Below are 15,490 nucleotides of genomic sequence, written 5' to 3' on the forward strand. Positions count from 1 at the left end.
TGATAAAGTGAAAAAGTTATACTTAATTTAATAGAAACTGGTGAATCACATGTCAATTACGTTAATTTTTATAATGGCTTTCACAATTGTCATCCACGCAGTCGAAACTAGTTCTTATAGTATTCGATTAGCTGGTGTTCGTTTAAAAAAGATTGTCGTTGCCTTATCTGTCGTAGGAATGGTATTACTTATTTCAAGAACGTCAAATTTACTACAAGCCTTTTTAATTGGCGGGATTGTCGATGACGCAAAACGAGATGCTTCTATTAATTTAGAGCATACTATACGACTTGTACTATTATCTGCTTCCATCGGTACATTACTTGCGATTATTCTTTATCCAACTTTGACAAAACTATTTGGATATGTCATTCAAAACTTTGAAACAGATGGTTCTTTCATTCGAATGATGAAAACAAATAACATTCAAAAATTAAAGTACACAAAAAAATATGTGCGCTTTCCAAGATTTGAAATGATTCATAGATTGCGTATCGGTGGTATCCCAAAGCGTATTATGCTTATTAACATGTTTGCTACTGCAATTTATACAGCAGGTGTTCTTTCTGCCCTTTATGCTTCTTTTCTAAATCCAGATTACGCAACAAATGCAAGTACAGCTTCTGGCCTTGTGAATGGTTTTGCTACAATTTTATTAACAGTGTTACTCGATCCACGTATAGCACTTTTGACAGAACGTGCTTTACAATCAGAAAATGGCGCTGAATCTATGAGTAAAATGTATGGTTGGCTAATGATTTCTAGACTTCTCGGCACCTTATTAGCACAACTTTTATTTGTACCAGGTGCTCACTGGATTTTATGGATTATTGAGCTGATGCATTAATCTACTAGGAAGGTGTATTTATCGATGAATATAAAAACAGAGCAAGATTTAATTCACTTAATAGAAAACGACGAATGGATGATGAATGTATTACAAATGGCAAAATCACTAGAGCTACCTGATTGGTGGATTTGCGCTGGGTTTGTCCGTTCTAAAATTTGGGATACCTTACATAACTACGAAGTAAGAACAGCTACACCAGACGTTGATGTCATTTATTATGATGCATTACATAAAGATGTGGTGTACGAACAATCATTAGAACAGAAGCTGACGAATATGGATGCCTCTATCCCTTGGTCAGTAAAAAATCAAACTCGCATGCATGTAGTGAATGGAATGCCGCCATACTCTTCTTCTGTTGATGCTATTTCTAAATTTCCTGAAACAGCAACCGCTCTTGGTGTTTCTTTGGACGAACAAAACAAAGTCATATTAACATCCCCATGCGGAATAGAAGATGTACTTTCATTACAAGTGAAACCTACACCTCATTTTCTTGAAACGAAAGAACGAATACATATGTACAACAAAAGAGTTAATCAAAAGAAATGGCAAAGCAAATGGCCTAATATTACAATCACTTATCCAGAAATTTAAAATAGAGCGCTTCGCATTATACGAAGCGCTCTTTCTTTTTTAGTTCAAAAAATGAATGACTGTTTCAGCAAATCGATCAGCTTCCTCATAATGTGGTGTATGGCCACTCTCTTCGAATATGATATGCTTCCCATTTTGAGCATCTTTATTAAATGTTTCAATTTGTTTTTCACACGTTACTACATCATGTTTTCCTACAATTAATAACATTGGATTTTGTATATCTTTTATTTTAGATAATGATGACGTATGACATGCTCCCTCTGATTTTAATCTATCAAAATGGATTTTGGAGCGATTTGAAAATACTTCCCACTCTTCATCACTATATAAACTATCGTCTGTCTCATCTTTTTTATAATTGTAAATCTCCATTCTTTTTTCTTCTAATTCAGCACTTAATCTTATATAAGCTTCTAACAACTCTTCTGAACTAGCATTATTAGATGAATAAGCAAAGCAGTCTTCTGCTGCCGCTTCTTTTCCATACTTTTTTAATAACGTTCCTGTCCTTTGTAATAGAGCCCTACTTGTTAATGCAAAATCGAAAGTCGGACCTTCAAATATTATTTTCTCTATTGAATTTGGATACGCCCTTGCATATAACAATGCTACATATCCACCGAAAGAGTGCCCGATTACAGACCATTTCTCAATTTGTAGTAGTTTTCTTATTTCCTCACAGTCTTCAACTAAATCATTTAATCCAAAAGATTCTTCCTCAGTAATTCCTTCTGATCGACAAACTCCTCTTTGATCTATCATAATTACATATAAGGAATCTTTTAATCGTTCCGCTTGATGAAATGAAAAATCATAACAGCTTTCACCTGGACCACCGTGTAAAAATAATACTGGTTTATTTTTAGGACTTCCATGTGTTTCAACGTATAGCTTTTTCCCTCTAATGTTCATATATTTCCCAACTTCAATCAAATTCGTTTTTATGATCATCACCTTCTTTTTTACCGAATATTATAACATTTAATATTAAATAATCCCTATTACATTTAAAAAGACAATAATTATTGCAAGTGGTGCTACAAACCGAAGTAAAAATGCCCAGCAAGTAAATACTTTCTTTCCGTAATTTCCACCTACAAAAAATTCAGCTTCTAGCACTTTCTTTTCCATCTTGAATGATACGAAAATACTAATGAATAGCGCTCCAAGCGGCATTAATATATTACTAGATAAGAAGTCTACTGCATCAAAAATATTCTTCCCAAAAATCGTAATATCACTCCATACTCCAAATGATAAGGCCGATGGTATACCTACTAGGAAAATGCAGAAACCGATGATCCATGAAAGTTTAGCTCTTCTTTCTTGTTCACCATTTGCTAATGCTGAAACAACCGTCTCTAGTAGAGAAAATGCCGAGGTTAATGTGGCAAATGTAAATAGCGCAAGAAATACAGTTAAGAACAATCCTCCGAATGGAATTTGGCTAAATACAGATGGCAATACAATAAATAATAAGCCCGGCCCCTCTGTCGGCTCCATTCCTAATGAAAATACTGCTGGAAATATAGCAAGACCTGCAAATAAAGAAACGAATAAATTCAATCCGACAATCGTAACTGCTGATTTTGGTAAACTTTCTTTTTTATTTAAATACGAGCTATACGTAACCATAATCGAAATCCCTATGCTAATCGCAAAGAATGATTGGCCCATTGCGAACAAAATACTTTCTGAAGTAATCTTTGAGAAATCTGGTTGTAAGAAAAACTTCACACCTTGCATTGCATTATCCAGTGTTAATGAACGAATAATAAGGGCGACAAATAAAACGAACAATGCTGGTAGCATATATTTACTTGCTTTTTCAATTCCGTTTTGTACACCTTTTGATACAACCCATATCGTAATGAACATAAAAGCGAAATGTCCAGTAATAGCCCAAACCGGATTTCCAATTGTTTCAGTAAATAACGAACCGTAATTTTGTCCCGGAGTAATAAGTTGTCCAGTTACTCCTCTGAATAAATAAATTAGTACCCAGCCACCTACAACACTATAAAATGAAAGTAATATAAAACAAGTCCCAACCCCAAGACGCCCAATCCAGTGCCATCCTGTATTTGGTGCGATACTTTTAAATGCTCCAACTGCTTGTTTCTGTGTACTGCGTCCAATCATAAATTCAGCTATAAGTAGCGGTAATCCAATTAATACAGTAAATAATATAAAGATTAAAAAGAATGCTCCTCCCCCGCTCTTTCCAGCAATATAAGGAAATTTCCATATTGCGCCAAGTCCAATTGCTGATCCTGCTGCTGCCATTATAAAACCTAATTTCGAAGTCCATTGCTCCGTCTGTTTCATCCTATTTTCCTCCTGTTAAAATCATTTTATATTAATAAATAAATATTATTGATCAATCTGAATAAAACCTCCATTTCTTTTTCTATAAAATAAAAAATGGCTTAGCGTCTCTATATAAAGAGACGCTAAGCCATTCACTTAACGCGGTACCACCCTTATTGATTCCATTATGAATCCACCTTAGTAGTAATCGTTTGATTACAAACCTAATATCGAAGGTTAACCGTTAAGGTTTACTAAGAATGTAATTCCGTTCCACCTTACTGCTCCTAGGCGAGTTCAGGATGTCATTTGACTATGTCGCACCAACCCATAGCTCTCTGTACAAATACATGACCTTACTACTCCTATTCAACACATTTTAATATTTAGAATATATTTTCTTTTGAAATTAATATGAAGTATATCGGTTATATTTATAACTGTCAAGGGCTATGTTAATTTTTTGTCGAAAAGGATTTTCATAAACCTATATAGAAAATATTTACAAATAAAATATAAGGAGAAAAATATGTTATGTCACTTCTATCTTCACGGCCTGCTGCCACTTGCATTCCTTTGTTTCGTTTTCCTTTTTGAAGTATTAATTCTCCTGCCTCAACATCTACTATTCTACCAAGCTCATCTGTTGTATATTTATAACCATCCTCGGTAATATAACGCACGTTTGGTGCCAGTTCTTTTCTTCCATTTTTCCCTTTAATAATGTGCTTCCCAAGGTCCCCCTCTTGTATTTCCGTTATCTTAGGAGGATTACCCGTACCCTATGTTGTAATCTTAAACCCTCACAATAAAAAAACAAACCACGTAAACCTTATTAAACTACTTCTTTTTCTTCCACTACCGGCAAATCATAAGCTGTTTTATATTTCATCATGCCATATACAATGTTTACAAGTCTTCTCATAATACATACCAATGCTTGTCCTTTGGTTTTGCCCTCTTTAAGCTTCTTTTGATAGTATGCATGAAACACTGGGTTTCTAGGTAACTTACTTCCTTTCGCTACTTGCACTTGCTGTACAGCTAAATTATAAAATAAAGCGTGTTACGCCCTGTTTCCTTGTTTGCTTTTATGTGTCTTACCTTTCCCACCAGAACCAAAGTAAACAGGCGCAATCCCCGCAAATCGTGCTAATTTATTGGCATTTGGAAATCGCCTTGCATCTCCTATCTCAGCTATTAATGCTGATGCCGTCACAAGTTCTATTCCCGGCATCGTCTCTAATTGATAATCTAGTAGATTTACTAGCTGTTTTAATTCTCTTTCGATGTATTTCATTTCCTTCTTTTTAAACTCAATCTCCCGTACAATACTTCTTACTAAAAAGTTTCGCATTTCTTGATACTCTTTCATTGTTTTTCCATCTTCTTCCATAAACCTTAATATTTCACTTGCTTTCCTTACTGAACATGTATTGTTACTAACATCTAATAAAAAAGCTGTTAATCGCTTTATATTCATCCCCTCTAAACAAGAGGGTGACGGATATTGCTCCCAAAATGCTAATGCTGTTTTTCCATCTAACTCTGAGAAAAACTTTTTATAGCTTGGATAATGATGGTTTAATTGAATATGTAGTTGGTTCTTTAATGCACTTTGTGCTTTTACTAATGCATTCCTTCTTGAAACCAATTGTTGTATCGACCAAAATAAATCGTTTGGATTTACATTTGGTAGTTGCTCAAATTTGTTTACCAATATACGTGCCACACATTCCGCATCCCAACTATCATTTTTTTGTATCATCACTTGGCTCTTTCGTTCTAAAAATGATAAAGCTGGATTTACTTCTTTTACTACCTGTTCGTGATCTACTAAATATTTCGCTAACGCTCTTCCGTAACCACCAACATCTTCTAAACCAAATACAACTGATAAACCATTACTCACATATGTCTCTACTTCTAATAAAAACTCCGAAAATGCCGATGGTTTATTCTCAAATTGTATTTCTCCTAATTTCTCTTGCCAACAATTAATTATAACAGCCGTATGATGCTCCTTATGTAAATCTACTCCTACATACAAATAGTTCTGTCTATTATGCATAACTCATCCCTCTATTCAATAATTTAGTCATATATAAAAATGTCGGCAACCTTAGTTCGAGCGTTCATCTTCCGATGCGCATAGGTACGCAAGCCTATCCATTTTCATAATTTCATAAGTACATATAGTAAAATGAGCTAATTTTTTAAGTGAATTTATAAAATAATTGCTGGATGTTTCCCAATTGTTTGTATTTGCCCGTATGTATATACCCCTCGATAAAAGTTCTCTCGGTCTAACATACGTTTCACTTGCACTTTCGTAAACAACTTTCCTTTCTCAGTACAATACCCTTCCCTATTTAGTCGTTCTGCCAATTGAGTCAGCGACCAATGTTTAAAAAAGTGTCTTAACTCAAATAGTCTACGTACAACCACTGCTTTCTCCGTATCTACTTCTAACACTTGTTGTCCTTTCTTTACTCTATAACCAAACATCACACCGCCCCCCGCATATCCACCTTGTTCTGCTTTTTTCTTTCTGCCTCTACTTAGCTTTAATGCAATCTCAAGACGTTGATATTGATCTAATAGCTCTAACATACCATTTACTAAAAAGTCATTTGGGTCATGCGTGTATATACTATAATTTGGTTGTTCAATTGCTTTCACATCTACCTCATATTTCTTTAGCTCTCGTTGCATTAACACTTTTGCCATGTCTGAGCGCCATAAACGAGATGTATTTAGTACAACAACTTGACTCACTTGTTGATACGCCATATCCGACAATAGCTCTTCTAATCCCTCACGTTCAACTGTTAATCCATCTTCATCTACTTTCGCTCCGCTGATTCCTTTATCTTCGTATATGTGAAGCAGTTGTAGTTTATTTTCGATGCAGTACCGTTCAATTTCTTCTACTTGATACGTTAGGCTATACCCTTCACGCACTTGTCCTTCCGTTGAAACTCGTACATAACCAACTACTTTCTCTCCCATATTGAGCCCCTTCCCGTTACAGCAATTAAAGTCCCTGTAACGTTTACCCGTTTTTTGCGGATAACGTATGCATAACGTCCATCCGTTAAAACGTACTTTACGATGACTTCAAAAAATAACACAACCCTTTATTTTTTCCTCTACTATCGTCGTACACTGTACATAGCCATTACAATCTATAAAACAACAATAAAAATTTAACACTTAATGCACTTATAAAATTATAATGCTCTTTTAAATTTCTACGCTAAAACGCAAAAAAGCACTTATTGCCTTTAATTGACAATCAAGTGCTTTAAATTCATATGTTTTTAAGTAGCATAAATTTGTAAGTTTTGTAGTACAAGTATGACACCTTTTACATGTCGCAACAAGTGTTACGTTAAAACTTACGAGTTTGTACGAGTTCATTAGTTTAATATACATTCCATATGTCTATATTCATCGCCATGTAAAATGTCATCTCGCCTAAGCTCATACTTCCTTTTCTATTCTATCATTGCACATAGTACTCCATGATGGTACAACCATCATGGAGTACGTATTCTCAAACACCCTATTATTTTTTCTATCCACTTCACATGTACTTTATTTTCCATTCGTATATGTGCTAATGTATATTTAAACTTTAACACCACGAGCTTTTTCATTTTCTTATGTAAAGTATATATCGAGTAGTAAGTGTAGTTGCAATACTTATAAAGTCATTGTAACCAATCCCATGCACTTTTCTTTTTACTATAAGCTTTTAATTTTAACATAAAATTATAAAAACCTTGAGAGGCATATAGCCCATCAAGGTTTCAAATTAATATAAGATTAACGCTCTTCACTATTCAGCAGTTTATTCAAATTTCAATCAAAAAATTACTATTGTAAGTAACTAGTAGAAGTAATATAATCAAAATCCTCAAAAGAGTTAACTAGGTTCTCGTACTCAAAATTGTAAATTAAAATAACAGCGTTATATAACTTATTTACGTTAACATATCCTCTAATTTTAGGTAGTATAATTTCCTCATATGAACACCCCTCTAATAAAGCAGAGATATTATCACTCTTTTCTTCTAATACCGCTTTTTCAATAAAATCCTCATCTGTTTCATCCATATCAATATTGAAATCTACAAAAAATTTAGAAGGTACAGACTCTCCGTCTTCATCGTATGTTAAATTGACGTATTTCTCTAACTGGTTTTGTGTTTTAATATTACCTAACCATATTGAAACCATTCCTTGCTTTTCCATAAATAACACACCCCTATTTTAATCTTAATCCTTCTGGCAATGATGAAATTCCACCCTCTAATCTATAGTAAGCCCAATTATTAAGTCTTCTAATAAATGTGTTATAGTCATTTGATGTATCAATAATTGCCAATAATTCATTATGTGCTCTTGTAGAACCTAATCCTCCATGAACGCCTTTAGGATTTACAAATTTAACATCAGATATTGCTGTTCTTAAATCTTTAATTTTTTCAGCACTTATATCCCAAAACTTGAATTGTGGAGCCCTCGATACTAAATGCCATTCATGTAAACCACCAGGTTCTCTAAGCTGACGTTCAATTTTCTTTCTAATCTTTTTATCTTTCCATAATCCATCCAATTCTGCACTAGAAAGAGAATTAAAGAAATCATTAAATTTGCCACTTTTTGCAGTCGGGATATCTTCTGTAGTTAATTTAGATATATTCTCTATCTTACTACCTTCACCCGTACCCTTAACACCCTTCTCTCCAACACTTTTCATATACTGATAAGCATCTTTCAGAGAATGCTGTCCCATCTCTCGGACCATTCCTACTCCAGGCATGACGTAGGCTTTTCCTAAACCTGGGATCCATTTGTACTCCAGTAATGTTTTTACTGCGTACTGAATCTTTTCATTCCCCTGCAAGAAAGTTGTTTTTACGGTTGTGGCACCTTTGTTCCATAAGCTTCCGATTTTGTCGGCAAAGCCTTTTGCTGTGGAGGCTACAAAGTTTACACCCTCTTTTACTTTGTGGGTGGCTGTTTTTATTCCATCGACCGCTGCTTTTCCAGCTTTTCCAGCCACCATCGTTATGCCTTCGCCTAGTCCTTTTCCTGCTTTTACAATTGTCTTCCCGAAGCTAGAGGCGACATACTTTATTCCTTTTCCAGCAAGACTCGCAACTGTTCCAACAGGAACAAAGTTTAGGAGTGTCCATCCTGCAGCGATAAGTCTTTCTTTTGTTGATAATTCTTTTCCTGTAATAGGGTCTTTACCGTTAACTGCACGAATTGCATCATTCACTCCGATGAATTCAGCTGCTCCTTCTATTCCCTTTTCCCACCATGATTTTTCATGTTTCTTTTCTTTTTTATGGGTTTCTTTCAATTTTTCATTTTGTTTCTTTTGATATTCTTCATCTGCTTGACGAAACTTTTGAGCAATACGCCGTAATTCTTTTTCTGTAACTTGTAAGTTACGTATGTAAGATTCCATGAGTCTCATTGATCTCATATATTCCCCATAAAAATGCTGACTCGTCGCTCCTTGCCATTGCATTTGAATACTAAACATGGATTGATTGAGATTTTGTTGTATATTCTGGCTGTGTGTTTGCATCTCTGATATATTTTTGGCAATTTGTTCGAGTTGTTCAGGTTTGACTTTAATCTCCAAACCTTCTCCCACCTTCCTCTATTTTATACCAAAAAGAAATAGAACTGCATCAATTTTTACTTATTCTCTTTAGAGAAAACATCAAAAATACTGTTATCACAAATCGCTTCAATTTCTTCCTTTACAAATAATTTTTGAAATTTTGTTCCTGGGTTCAATATGACATTTGCCTCTAAATCTATCGTTTTCAATAATTCAACTGCATTCATAGAGACATACGGACATTCTTCTGGAATAACCATTTCTAGATGCTTTAAATCAGAATACAGTGGTAACATTAATCCTTCTTCCATTTCAAAATAATGAATTTGTAATTGTGTATTATTAGTAGAAATCAAATTTCCTTCTTCATCTACACTTGTATCCCCTTTGACAGAAGCAACAACGAATAAATTTGATTTCTGTAATATCTCATAAAAATAGCCTCTTTTTTCTTCGTTTTGTAACGCTTCCACTAACGCCTCATCTAATGGACTAATTTCTAGTAAACTCATTAACTTTCACTCCTTATTTGGAATAAATTTCGCCATCTTACCTAGGGTAAGATGGCGAAATTTATTACTTTATTTTTTAGTAGCATTTTTTATCGCTTGTAGTCCATCATTTGCTTGGCTACGAACATCCTGCGGAACATGTTTATAATCTGCACGGCTTACAAATTCAAAATACTGATATGCAGTATTTAAATCATTTCCCTTTAATTTATTTTGCCCCACTTTAACCATTTCCTCTGCAATTTGTCTTATTTTCGCTTTACTTTGTTCATTTGCATATCCATTTTCAATAGCTGTATTTGCATAAGCTAATGCTGTTGCAATATCTTTCACGTTTAAGCTATTACCATATTTCGCGAACGATTGACTTGCTACATTGAAATCATTCAAGTAATCAATAGAATTTCTAATTACGTCTTGGAAGCCAAGTCCTTGCGCACCAGGCGTTGTATACATTAATCGGTATAAATTCATAGCTCTTGCAGGATCAGACACTTCAAATCCACGTGCTTTATTTAATAACTTATTAAAAATGTTACTCATATCTCCTGCGTCAGCTATACCACGTTCATAAGCTTGTCCATAATAATATAATGCATTCAATTGACTAGCTTCATCACTCTTACTATTTTCATAACTTGCTAAATTCAACAACTGAATACCTTCTAATTTCTTCGTTGCTTCCTTTATTTTCTCATTGAATCTTGTATCATCCACTATAGCTGGTGAAATATCTTTTAAATATACAATTAATTCAAGGGATGGTTGAACAGATTTTTTAACTTCACTTTGCCATCCAGAATTACCCTTTAAATTATTCCATTGCTCCATAGTTTGATTCCAAAGGAAGTTTGTATTTGTTTGTAATTTTTCAAATGCATGAGCATGTTTATTTTTATTACGAATAGAGTTCGCCATATATAATACAGCGTTATAATAATCTTTCTCTGCTAATGCCTGATCTGCCTTTACTTCTAACATTACAGGTAAAGATAACGATTTTGCCTCTTCTCTCTGCTCAGCAACTACATTTTTAACATTTAAGATAAAGTGATAATTTTGTAATGCCATTTCTGCAGATGTCTCTTCTGCTTTTGATTGTGTTAATAAGTTCTCAACTGCATTTTTCAATTGATCCTTCAATGTGTTTTGTTCTTCACCTTTTGTCTGATCAATGTATTGATCTGCTAGTACAATTGCTTCTTTCCACTTCGCTTCGTTCATATACGCTGTTACCTGTTCAATCGCCCATTGTCCAGGTGTTTTTACTTCATCTTGCTTTTTACCATCTTTATTATCTTTTTGTTCCTCATTCTTTTTATCTTCTTTATTATTTTGTACTTCTTCTTGTTTTGCATTTTCTTTATTCGTTTGGATTTCTTCTTGTTTTACATCTTCTTTATTTGTTTTTGATTCTTCTGGCTTCGAATTTTCTTTATTCTCTTGTTTTTCTTCACCTTTTGAATTTTTAACTTCATTTTCAGTCGTTGGTTTTCCTGCTACATTTTTATCTTTTTCTTTTCCTTGATTTAAAACTGGCACAGTTGGAACTTCAACTTTTCCTTGTACCATTTGTTCCAATTCATTTTCAAGCATTTGATTAAAAATAGCTTGCACTCGATCGTAAGCCTGCTTTTGCAAGTCTTCATCTACGCCTTGTAATACGGAAGTTAATAAATAATATTTACTTAAAGCTGCATTTACATCTCGTTTTTCTTCATTAAGCGCGGCTTTAAAAATGTCTTTAGATAACTTTTCTATAACAGATTTCTTATTTTCTTTAAAGTATTCAAATTCTTGGTCATTAAAAGCAGGCTCTTGATATAAAGTTAATTGATTTCGAATATAAAATAGTTGCTCATATTTTGAACTAGCTACTTTTTCAAATTGAGCGGAATCTTGTGCTGCTAACAATAATGCTGCTTTATTTGCTTCTGTTGGTGAAGAACTAACTTGAGAAATAAGCTGTAAATCATTACGATTCTCTATATTTTTCATACCATCAATTAGTTTCAAATGATTTTGTGCCTTATAAAACTCCCCAAAAAATACTGCACTAGATTTCTCTCCATTTGCTGTATACCATTCTACAAGAATATCCCCTGTTTTTGGCGATACTGTAATTGTTGGACGTATTGGATCCACTGGTGGTTTTGGGTCTACTGGTGGTTTTGGGTCTACCGGTGGTTTTGGGTCCACTGGTGGTTTTGGGTCTACCGGTGGTTTTGGGTCCACTGGTGGTTTTGGATCCACTGGTGTGTTCGGATCTACAGGTGGCTTGGGATCCACTGGTGTGTTCGGATCTACAGGTGGCTTGGGATCCACTGGTGTGTTCGGATCTACAGGTGACTTTGGATTCACTGGCATACTTGGATCTACAGGTAACTTTGGATCCACTGGTGTATTTGAATCTGCTGGTGTATTTGAATCTGCTGGTAGCTTTGGATTATCCACTACCGGCCCACCCATATTTGTTGGCAGTTCCGGCTTTTGTGGCATTGGTGCGTCTGACAATTTAATCTGTGGATCTTTCTTTTCCACCAACACATCATCTGGCTTATACGTCATTGGTGTAATTGGTGATTTATTATTTCCGATTAGGTCTGCTAAATTAACAGTTGGTTTTTCGCCAGGTTTTTCATCTTTTTTTGCAGGATCACCAACTAAATTTGGGAACATAGACTGTAAGTTGCTTCCTGTAATACGATCATCTTTTTTCTCTTCTGTATTACTTGCTAGTTTTACAGTTTCTCTTCCCGCTGTGCTAAAGCCTTTGTCATACACAAGATATCCTGACGTTCCAAATAAAGCTACCGACATTACTGATATAGCAACTTTTTTCCCTAGGTTATTATTGTTTTCCTCCATGCCTTTTTCCCCTTTTCCTATCTTTATTGAATCCAGCCGTTTGTTTTCATTTCTGCTAGTTTTTCTTGTGCTGCTCTTACTTCAGCTTCATTTTCATTTGCTTGTACTGTTTTTCTTAAGAAGTGGCTCGCTTCTTCATATTTTTTCTGTTTAATTTTGAACATTCCAAATGCAAAGTTCACATGTGGATCTTCATCATTTTGTGAGTATGCTTCTGTAAAAAATTTCTCTGCTTCATTTCCTTGTCCCACTTTATCGTATAAAATCCCTATATTTACAAGCGTATTTATGTCGCGAGTCCCACTGTTGACAACTCTATTGTAAGCGTCCAATGCTTGTTGATACGCAGCATTACTCTTTGCACCATCTCGCGTTTCGTAAAATTGACCAGCTTCATAATACACAATTCCAAGTTGATTTAATAATTCTATATTTTTCATATCTTTTTGAATCGCAGCCTGTAATACTTGAGATGCCTGTTGATAATTCATTTCTTTTTTCGCACTATCAATTAGGTTTGTTTTATTCCAAAGCACATATAAATTTGAAAGTTCAATTGTATATATGGCATTCTTTGAATCTTGTATAATAGCTTCTTTAAAGAAAGACTCCGCTTTGTCTAACTGCACAGTTGCTGTTGATAGTTGCCCTTTTAAATACGAAACAATTGCCTTATCCTCATTTGTCTTCGTACTCATTTTGACAATAACATCTTCTGCTTTTTCAAATTCTTTCATCTTCATATGACTTACAGCTAAATCTCGCATAGCATCTTTTTTATACGGTTCAATTCCTTTTGCATTATTCGCTAATGCTTGTTCAAAATTCAACACTGCTTCTTGATATTTTCCGATGCGGAAATTTGCTGAAGCTAATAAATAGGCAGCTTCATTATTTTCTTTATCAATTTCTCTATCCTTTATTAATTTGGTAATATAATCGATTGCAATTTTATTCTTTCCTTCAGCAACGTAAATTGTTGCTAATTGAAGATGCGCTTCGTCTCTTCCTTTCACTGTAATTGCATGACCAACAGCCTCTTCTGCTTTTGTATATTTTTTATCATGATAAGCTTGTCGTGCTTCTTCCATATATTTTTGATATTTAGCGTTTGTTGTATAGAAATAAAATAACGTTGAACCACCTATAACAACTACTACTATTGAGCCAATAATCAAAATCCGTTTCTTATTCTTTTTCCACCATTTAGAAAAAGCAGACGGTTCACTTTGTTCATGCGCTACTGTAAGTGGTTGATTCGATGCTTTTGCATTTAAAATTTCATCATCTATATCATATTCAACTTGTTTTTTTGGTTGTTTCCGACTCTGTAAAATGCTATTAGGAACTGTAATTGTGGCTGCTATTTCTTGCTGCGGCTGTGTTCCTTGTTCTTCTTTTATCTCTTCAATAATGCTTTCAATTTCCTTTTTTAACGCATGATCAATGTTTGGAAATTGTACGATTCGTGAATAGACGAAACAAGCAAATTCTGCATTGTTTTCTCGTTCCAATTCAGTAGCTAGTTCCAAATAAATTTGTAGTACCTTTTTTTGATTTATTTCAGGCTCTTGACTCTCCATAGTTTGAATGATATATGCGAGTTCTTGTTTTAGAGCTGTTGATGGATTAAGTGAATTGAAAATTTTTTTATATTCATATAATGCCGCTTGTTTAAGTCCTCTCTCTTCAAACAATCTTGCAATTTCCAAACATTTCGATACAAAAAGAGAATGTTCTTGTGCTGACTGCCTTTCCGCATCAATTTTTATTATTTCTCTTGCGCTATTAAATGCATCGTACCACTGTGCAAAGCTTGGACATTCTGCGAAAGAGTTACTATTCCATGCCTGCTTAAATAGCCTAGCAATTTCCCCATTCCATTGATTATGTAATACTTGCTGAAGTAACGTATATCTTTCACATTCGGTCTGCATTTCTTCCGTTTTAAAGTAACTTGCATCCGTCCATTTTGTATTTCGAACTTCTTCACTACACCAGCTTAATATTTCTCCTAATAAAATAGCACCAGCAAATCGATCGGCTTCTTTTTGCCATACCCCGCTTTTTAAATACATTGGCGCATAACCCGCTGAACCTGCTGGCAATAACGAAGGTCTTTTACTTTTTGGCCCATACATTTGCTCAACATCAACAAGCTCAATACGGTGTTGACCTTCAATAGGATTTTCACTTAAAAAAGGTATTAGTATGTTACTAGATGACAAGTCATTATGAGCAATCTCATTTTCTTCCATTGTTTTAAGTGTTGTTAGAAATGCTTCTGCAATAAAAAAACATTGCTGTTTTGATAACATTCGTTGCTCTTGTAAAATATCAGCCCAAGTTGGCCCTTCAATCCAAGGCATCACAATACTATTCGCAAGATCTTCTGACTTTTCAATTACAGATGTATGTTCTTCTTTTGTAACAATGTAACGTGAACATACTTTAAGACCCGCTATAGAAGAAAGTGGTTTTAAAAATACTAATTGATGTTTTTCATCACGATAGCGTTCCTTAAAAACTTTTAATGCGATTCGATCTATACTATTTTCATGTTGTAGCTGATATACCGTTCCTTGTCTACCTTCTTGCCCATATGGCATATCAATCCCAATAACTGCTGGATGCTTTGCAAAATGATAAGCATCTTTATTAAAAACAATTTTTTCTCCCACTTCTGGTCTGAATCCCATTTTA

At 34.4% G+C, this 15,490-nt stretch carries 10 protein-coding genes, 2 pseudogenes and 1 other annotated feature; of the genes and pseudogenes, 2 read left to right on the forward strand and 10 right to left on the reverse strand.

Annotation, left to right across the window (positions count from 1 at the left end; genetic code table 11):
* The first annotated feature begins 49 nt into the window (after positions 1 to 49).
* Both MR066_RS13175 and MR066_RS13180 read left to right on the forward strand, forming a co-directional pair.
* Positions 50 to 847 (forward strand): lipid II flippase family protein, encoded by a 798-nt coding sequence (locus MR066_RS13175; RefSeq protein ID WP_002141610.1) that lies wholly within the window; start codon positions 50 to 52, stop codon positions 845 to 847.
* 24 nt (positions 848 to 871) lie between these two features.
* A complete protein-coding gene (locus MR066_RS13180) occupies positions 872 to 1,447 on the forward strand; it encodes a nucleotidyltransferase family protein (RefSeq protein WP_242247434.1) in 576 nt (191 codons plus the stop codon).
* A gap of 39 nt (positions 1,448 to 1,486) precedes the next feature.
* Here MR066_RS13180 and MR066_RS13185 read toward each other — a convergent pair whose 3' ends face one another.
* The 10 genes and pseudogenes from MR066_RS13185 to MR066_RS13230 all read right to left on the reverse strand — a co-directional run bounded on the left by MR066_RS13185 (position 1,487) and on the right by MR066_RS13230 (position 15,486).
* Positions 1,487 to 2,401 (reverse strand): alpha/beta fold hydrolase, encoded by a 915-nt coding sequence (locus MR066_RS13185; RefSeq protein WP_242247435.1) that lies wholly within the window; start codon positions 2,399 to 2,401, stop codon positions 1,487 to 1,489.
* Positions 2,402 to 2,437: 36 nt separating this feature from the next.
* Complete coding sequence (locus tag MR066_RS13190) at positions 2,438 to 3,778, reverse strand: sodium-dependent transporter (RefSeq protein ID WP_003188951.1); 1,341 nt, start codon at positions 3,776 to 3,778, stop codon at positions 2,438 to 2,440.
* Between the two features lie 115 nt (positions 3,779 to 3,893).
* Positions 3,894 to 4,142, reverse strand: a binding site (T-box leader).
* Between the two features lie 160 nt (positions 4,143 to 4,302).
* Positions 4,303 to 4,521: pseudogene (locus MR066_RS13195) on the reverse strand (DNA/RNA non-specific endonuclease); the annotation flags it as partial.
* Between the two features lie 74 nt (positions 4,522 to 4,595).
* Positions 4,596 to 5,831, reverse strand: a pseudogene (locus MR066_RS13200) (IS110 family RNA-guided transposase).
* Between the two features lie 155 nt (positions 5,832 to 5,986).
* Entirely contained in the window at positions 5,987 to 6,772 is a 786-nt protein-coding gene (locus MR066_RS13205) for a recombinase family protein (RefSeq protein ID WP_242247436.1), read from the reverse strand.
* An 870-nt stretch (positions 6,773 to 7,642) separates the two neighbouring features.
* Positions 7,643 to 8,020, reverse strand: coding sequence for an immunity 22 family protein (locus MR066_RS13210; RefSeq protein WP_000414798.1), 378 nt, complete (start codon positions 8,018 to 8,020; stop codon positions 7,643 to 7,645).
* A 13-nt stretch (positions 8,021 to 8,033) separates the two neighbouring features.
* Positions 8,034 to 9,425: a WXG100 family type VII secretion target gene (locus MR066_RS13215; RefSeq protein WP_242247437.1), complete on the reverse strand. Its 1,392-nt coding sequence runs from the start codon at positions 9,423 to 9,425 to the stop codon at positions 8,034 to 8,036.
* A 56-nt stretch (positions 9,426 to 9,481) separates the two neighbouring features.
* Positions 9,482 to 9,919 (reverse strand): SseB family protein, encoded by a 438-nt coding sequence (locus MR066_RS13220; protein WP_012260838.1) that lies wholly within the window; start codon positions 9,917 to 9,919, stop codon positions 9,482 to 9,484.
* 69 nt (positions 9,920 to 9,988) lie between these two features.
* Positions 9,989 to 12,787, reverse strand: coding sequence for a hypothetical protein (locus MR066_RS27195; protein ID WP_277928983.1), 2,799 nt, complete (start codon positions 12,785 to 12,787; stop codon positions 9,989 to 9,991).
* Positions 12,788 to 12,810: 23 nt separating this feature from the next.
* The gene (locus tag MR066_RS13230; protein WP_242247438.1) at positions 12,811 to 15,486 is read right to left on the reverse strand and encodes a tetratricopeptide repeat protein; all 2,676 of its coding nucleotides are present in this window, start codon (positions 15,484 to 15,486) and stop codon (positions 12,811 to 12,813) included.
* Positions 15,487 to 15,490: the final 4 nt, after the last annotated feature.

The sequence above is a fragment of the Bacillus cereus group sp. BfR-BA-01523 genome, assembly GCF_022662615.1.
Classification (GTDB): Bacteria; Bacillota; Bacilli; order Bacillales; family Bacillaceae_G; genus Bacillus_A; species Bacillus_A mycoides.

Bases quoted from the DNA above. Each gene is read 5' to 3' on its own strand.
- MR066_RS13180 (WP_242247434.1), top strand. From the start codon at position 872: ATGAATATAAAAACAGAGCAAGATTTAATTCACTTAATAGAAAACGAC.
- MR066_RS13175 (WP_002141610.1), top strand. From the start codon at position 50: ATGTCAATTACGTTAATTTTTATAATGGCTTTCACAATTGTCATCCAC.
- MR066_RS13205 (WP_242247436.1), bottom strand. From the start codon at position 6,772: ATGGGAGAGAAAGTAGTTGGTTATGTACGAGTTTCAACGGAAGGACAA.
- MR066_RS13230 (WP_242247438.1), bottom strand. From the start codon at position 15,486: ATGGGATTCAGACCAGAAGTGGGAGAAAAAATTGTTTTTAATAAAGAT.
- MR066_RS27195 (WP_277928983.1), bottom strand. From the start codon at position 12,787: ATGGAGGAAAACAATAATAACCTAGGGAAAAAAGTTGCTATATCAGTA.
- MR066_RS13220 (WP_012260838.1), bottom strand. From the start codon at position 9,919: ATGAGTTTACTAGAAATTAGTCCATTAGATGAGGCGTTAGTGGAAGCG.
- MR066_RS13190 (WP_003188951.1), bottom strand. From the start codon at position 3,778: ATGAAACAGACGGAGCAATGGACTTCGAAATTAGGTTTTATAATGGCA.
- MR066_RS13210 (WP_000414798.1), bottom strand. From the start codon at position 8,020: ATGGAAAAGCAAGGAATGGTTTCAATATGGTTAGGTAATATTAAAACA.
- MR066_RS13185 (WP_242247435.1), bottom strand. From the start codon at position 2,401: ATGATCATAAAAACGAATTTGATTGAAGTTGGGAAATATATGAACATT.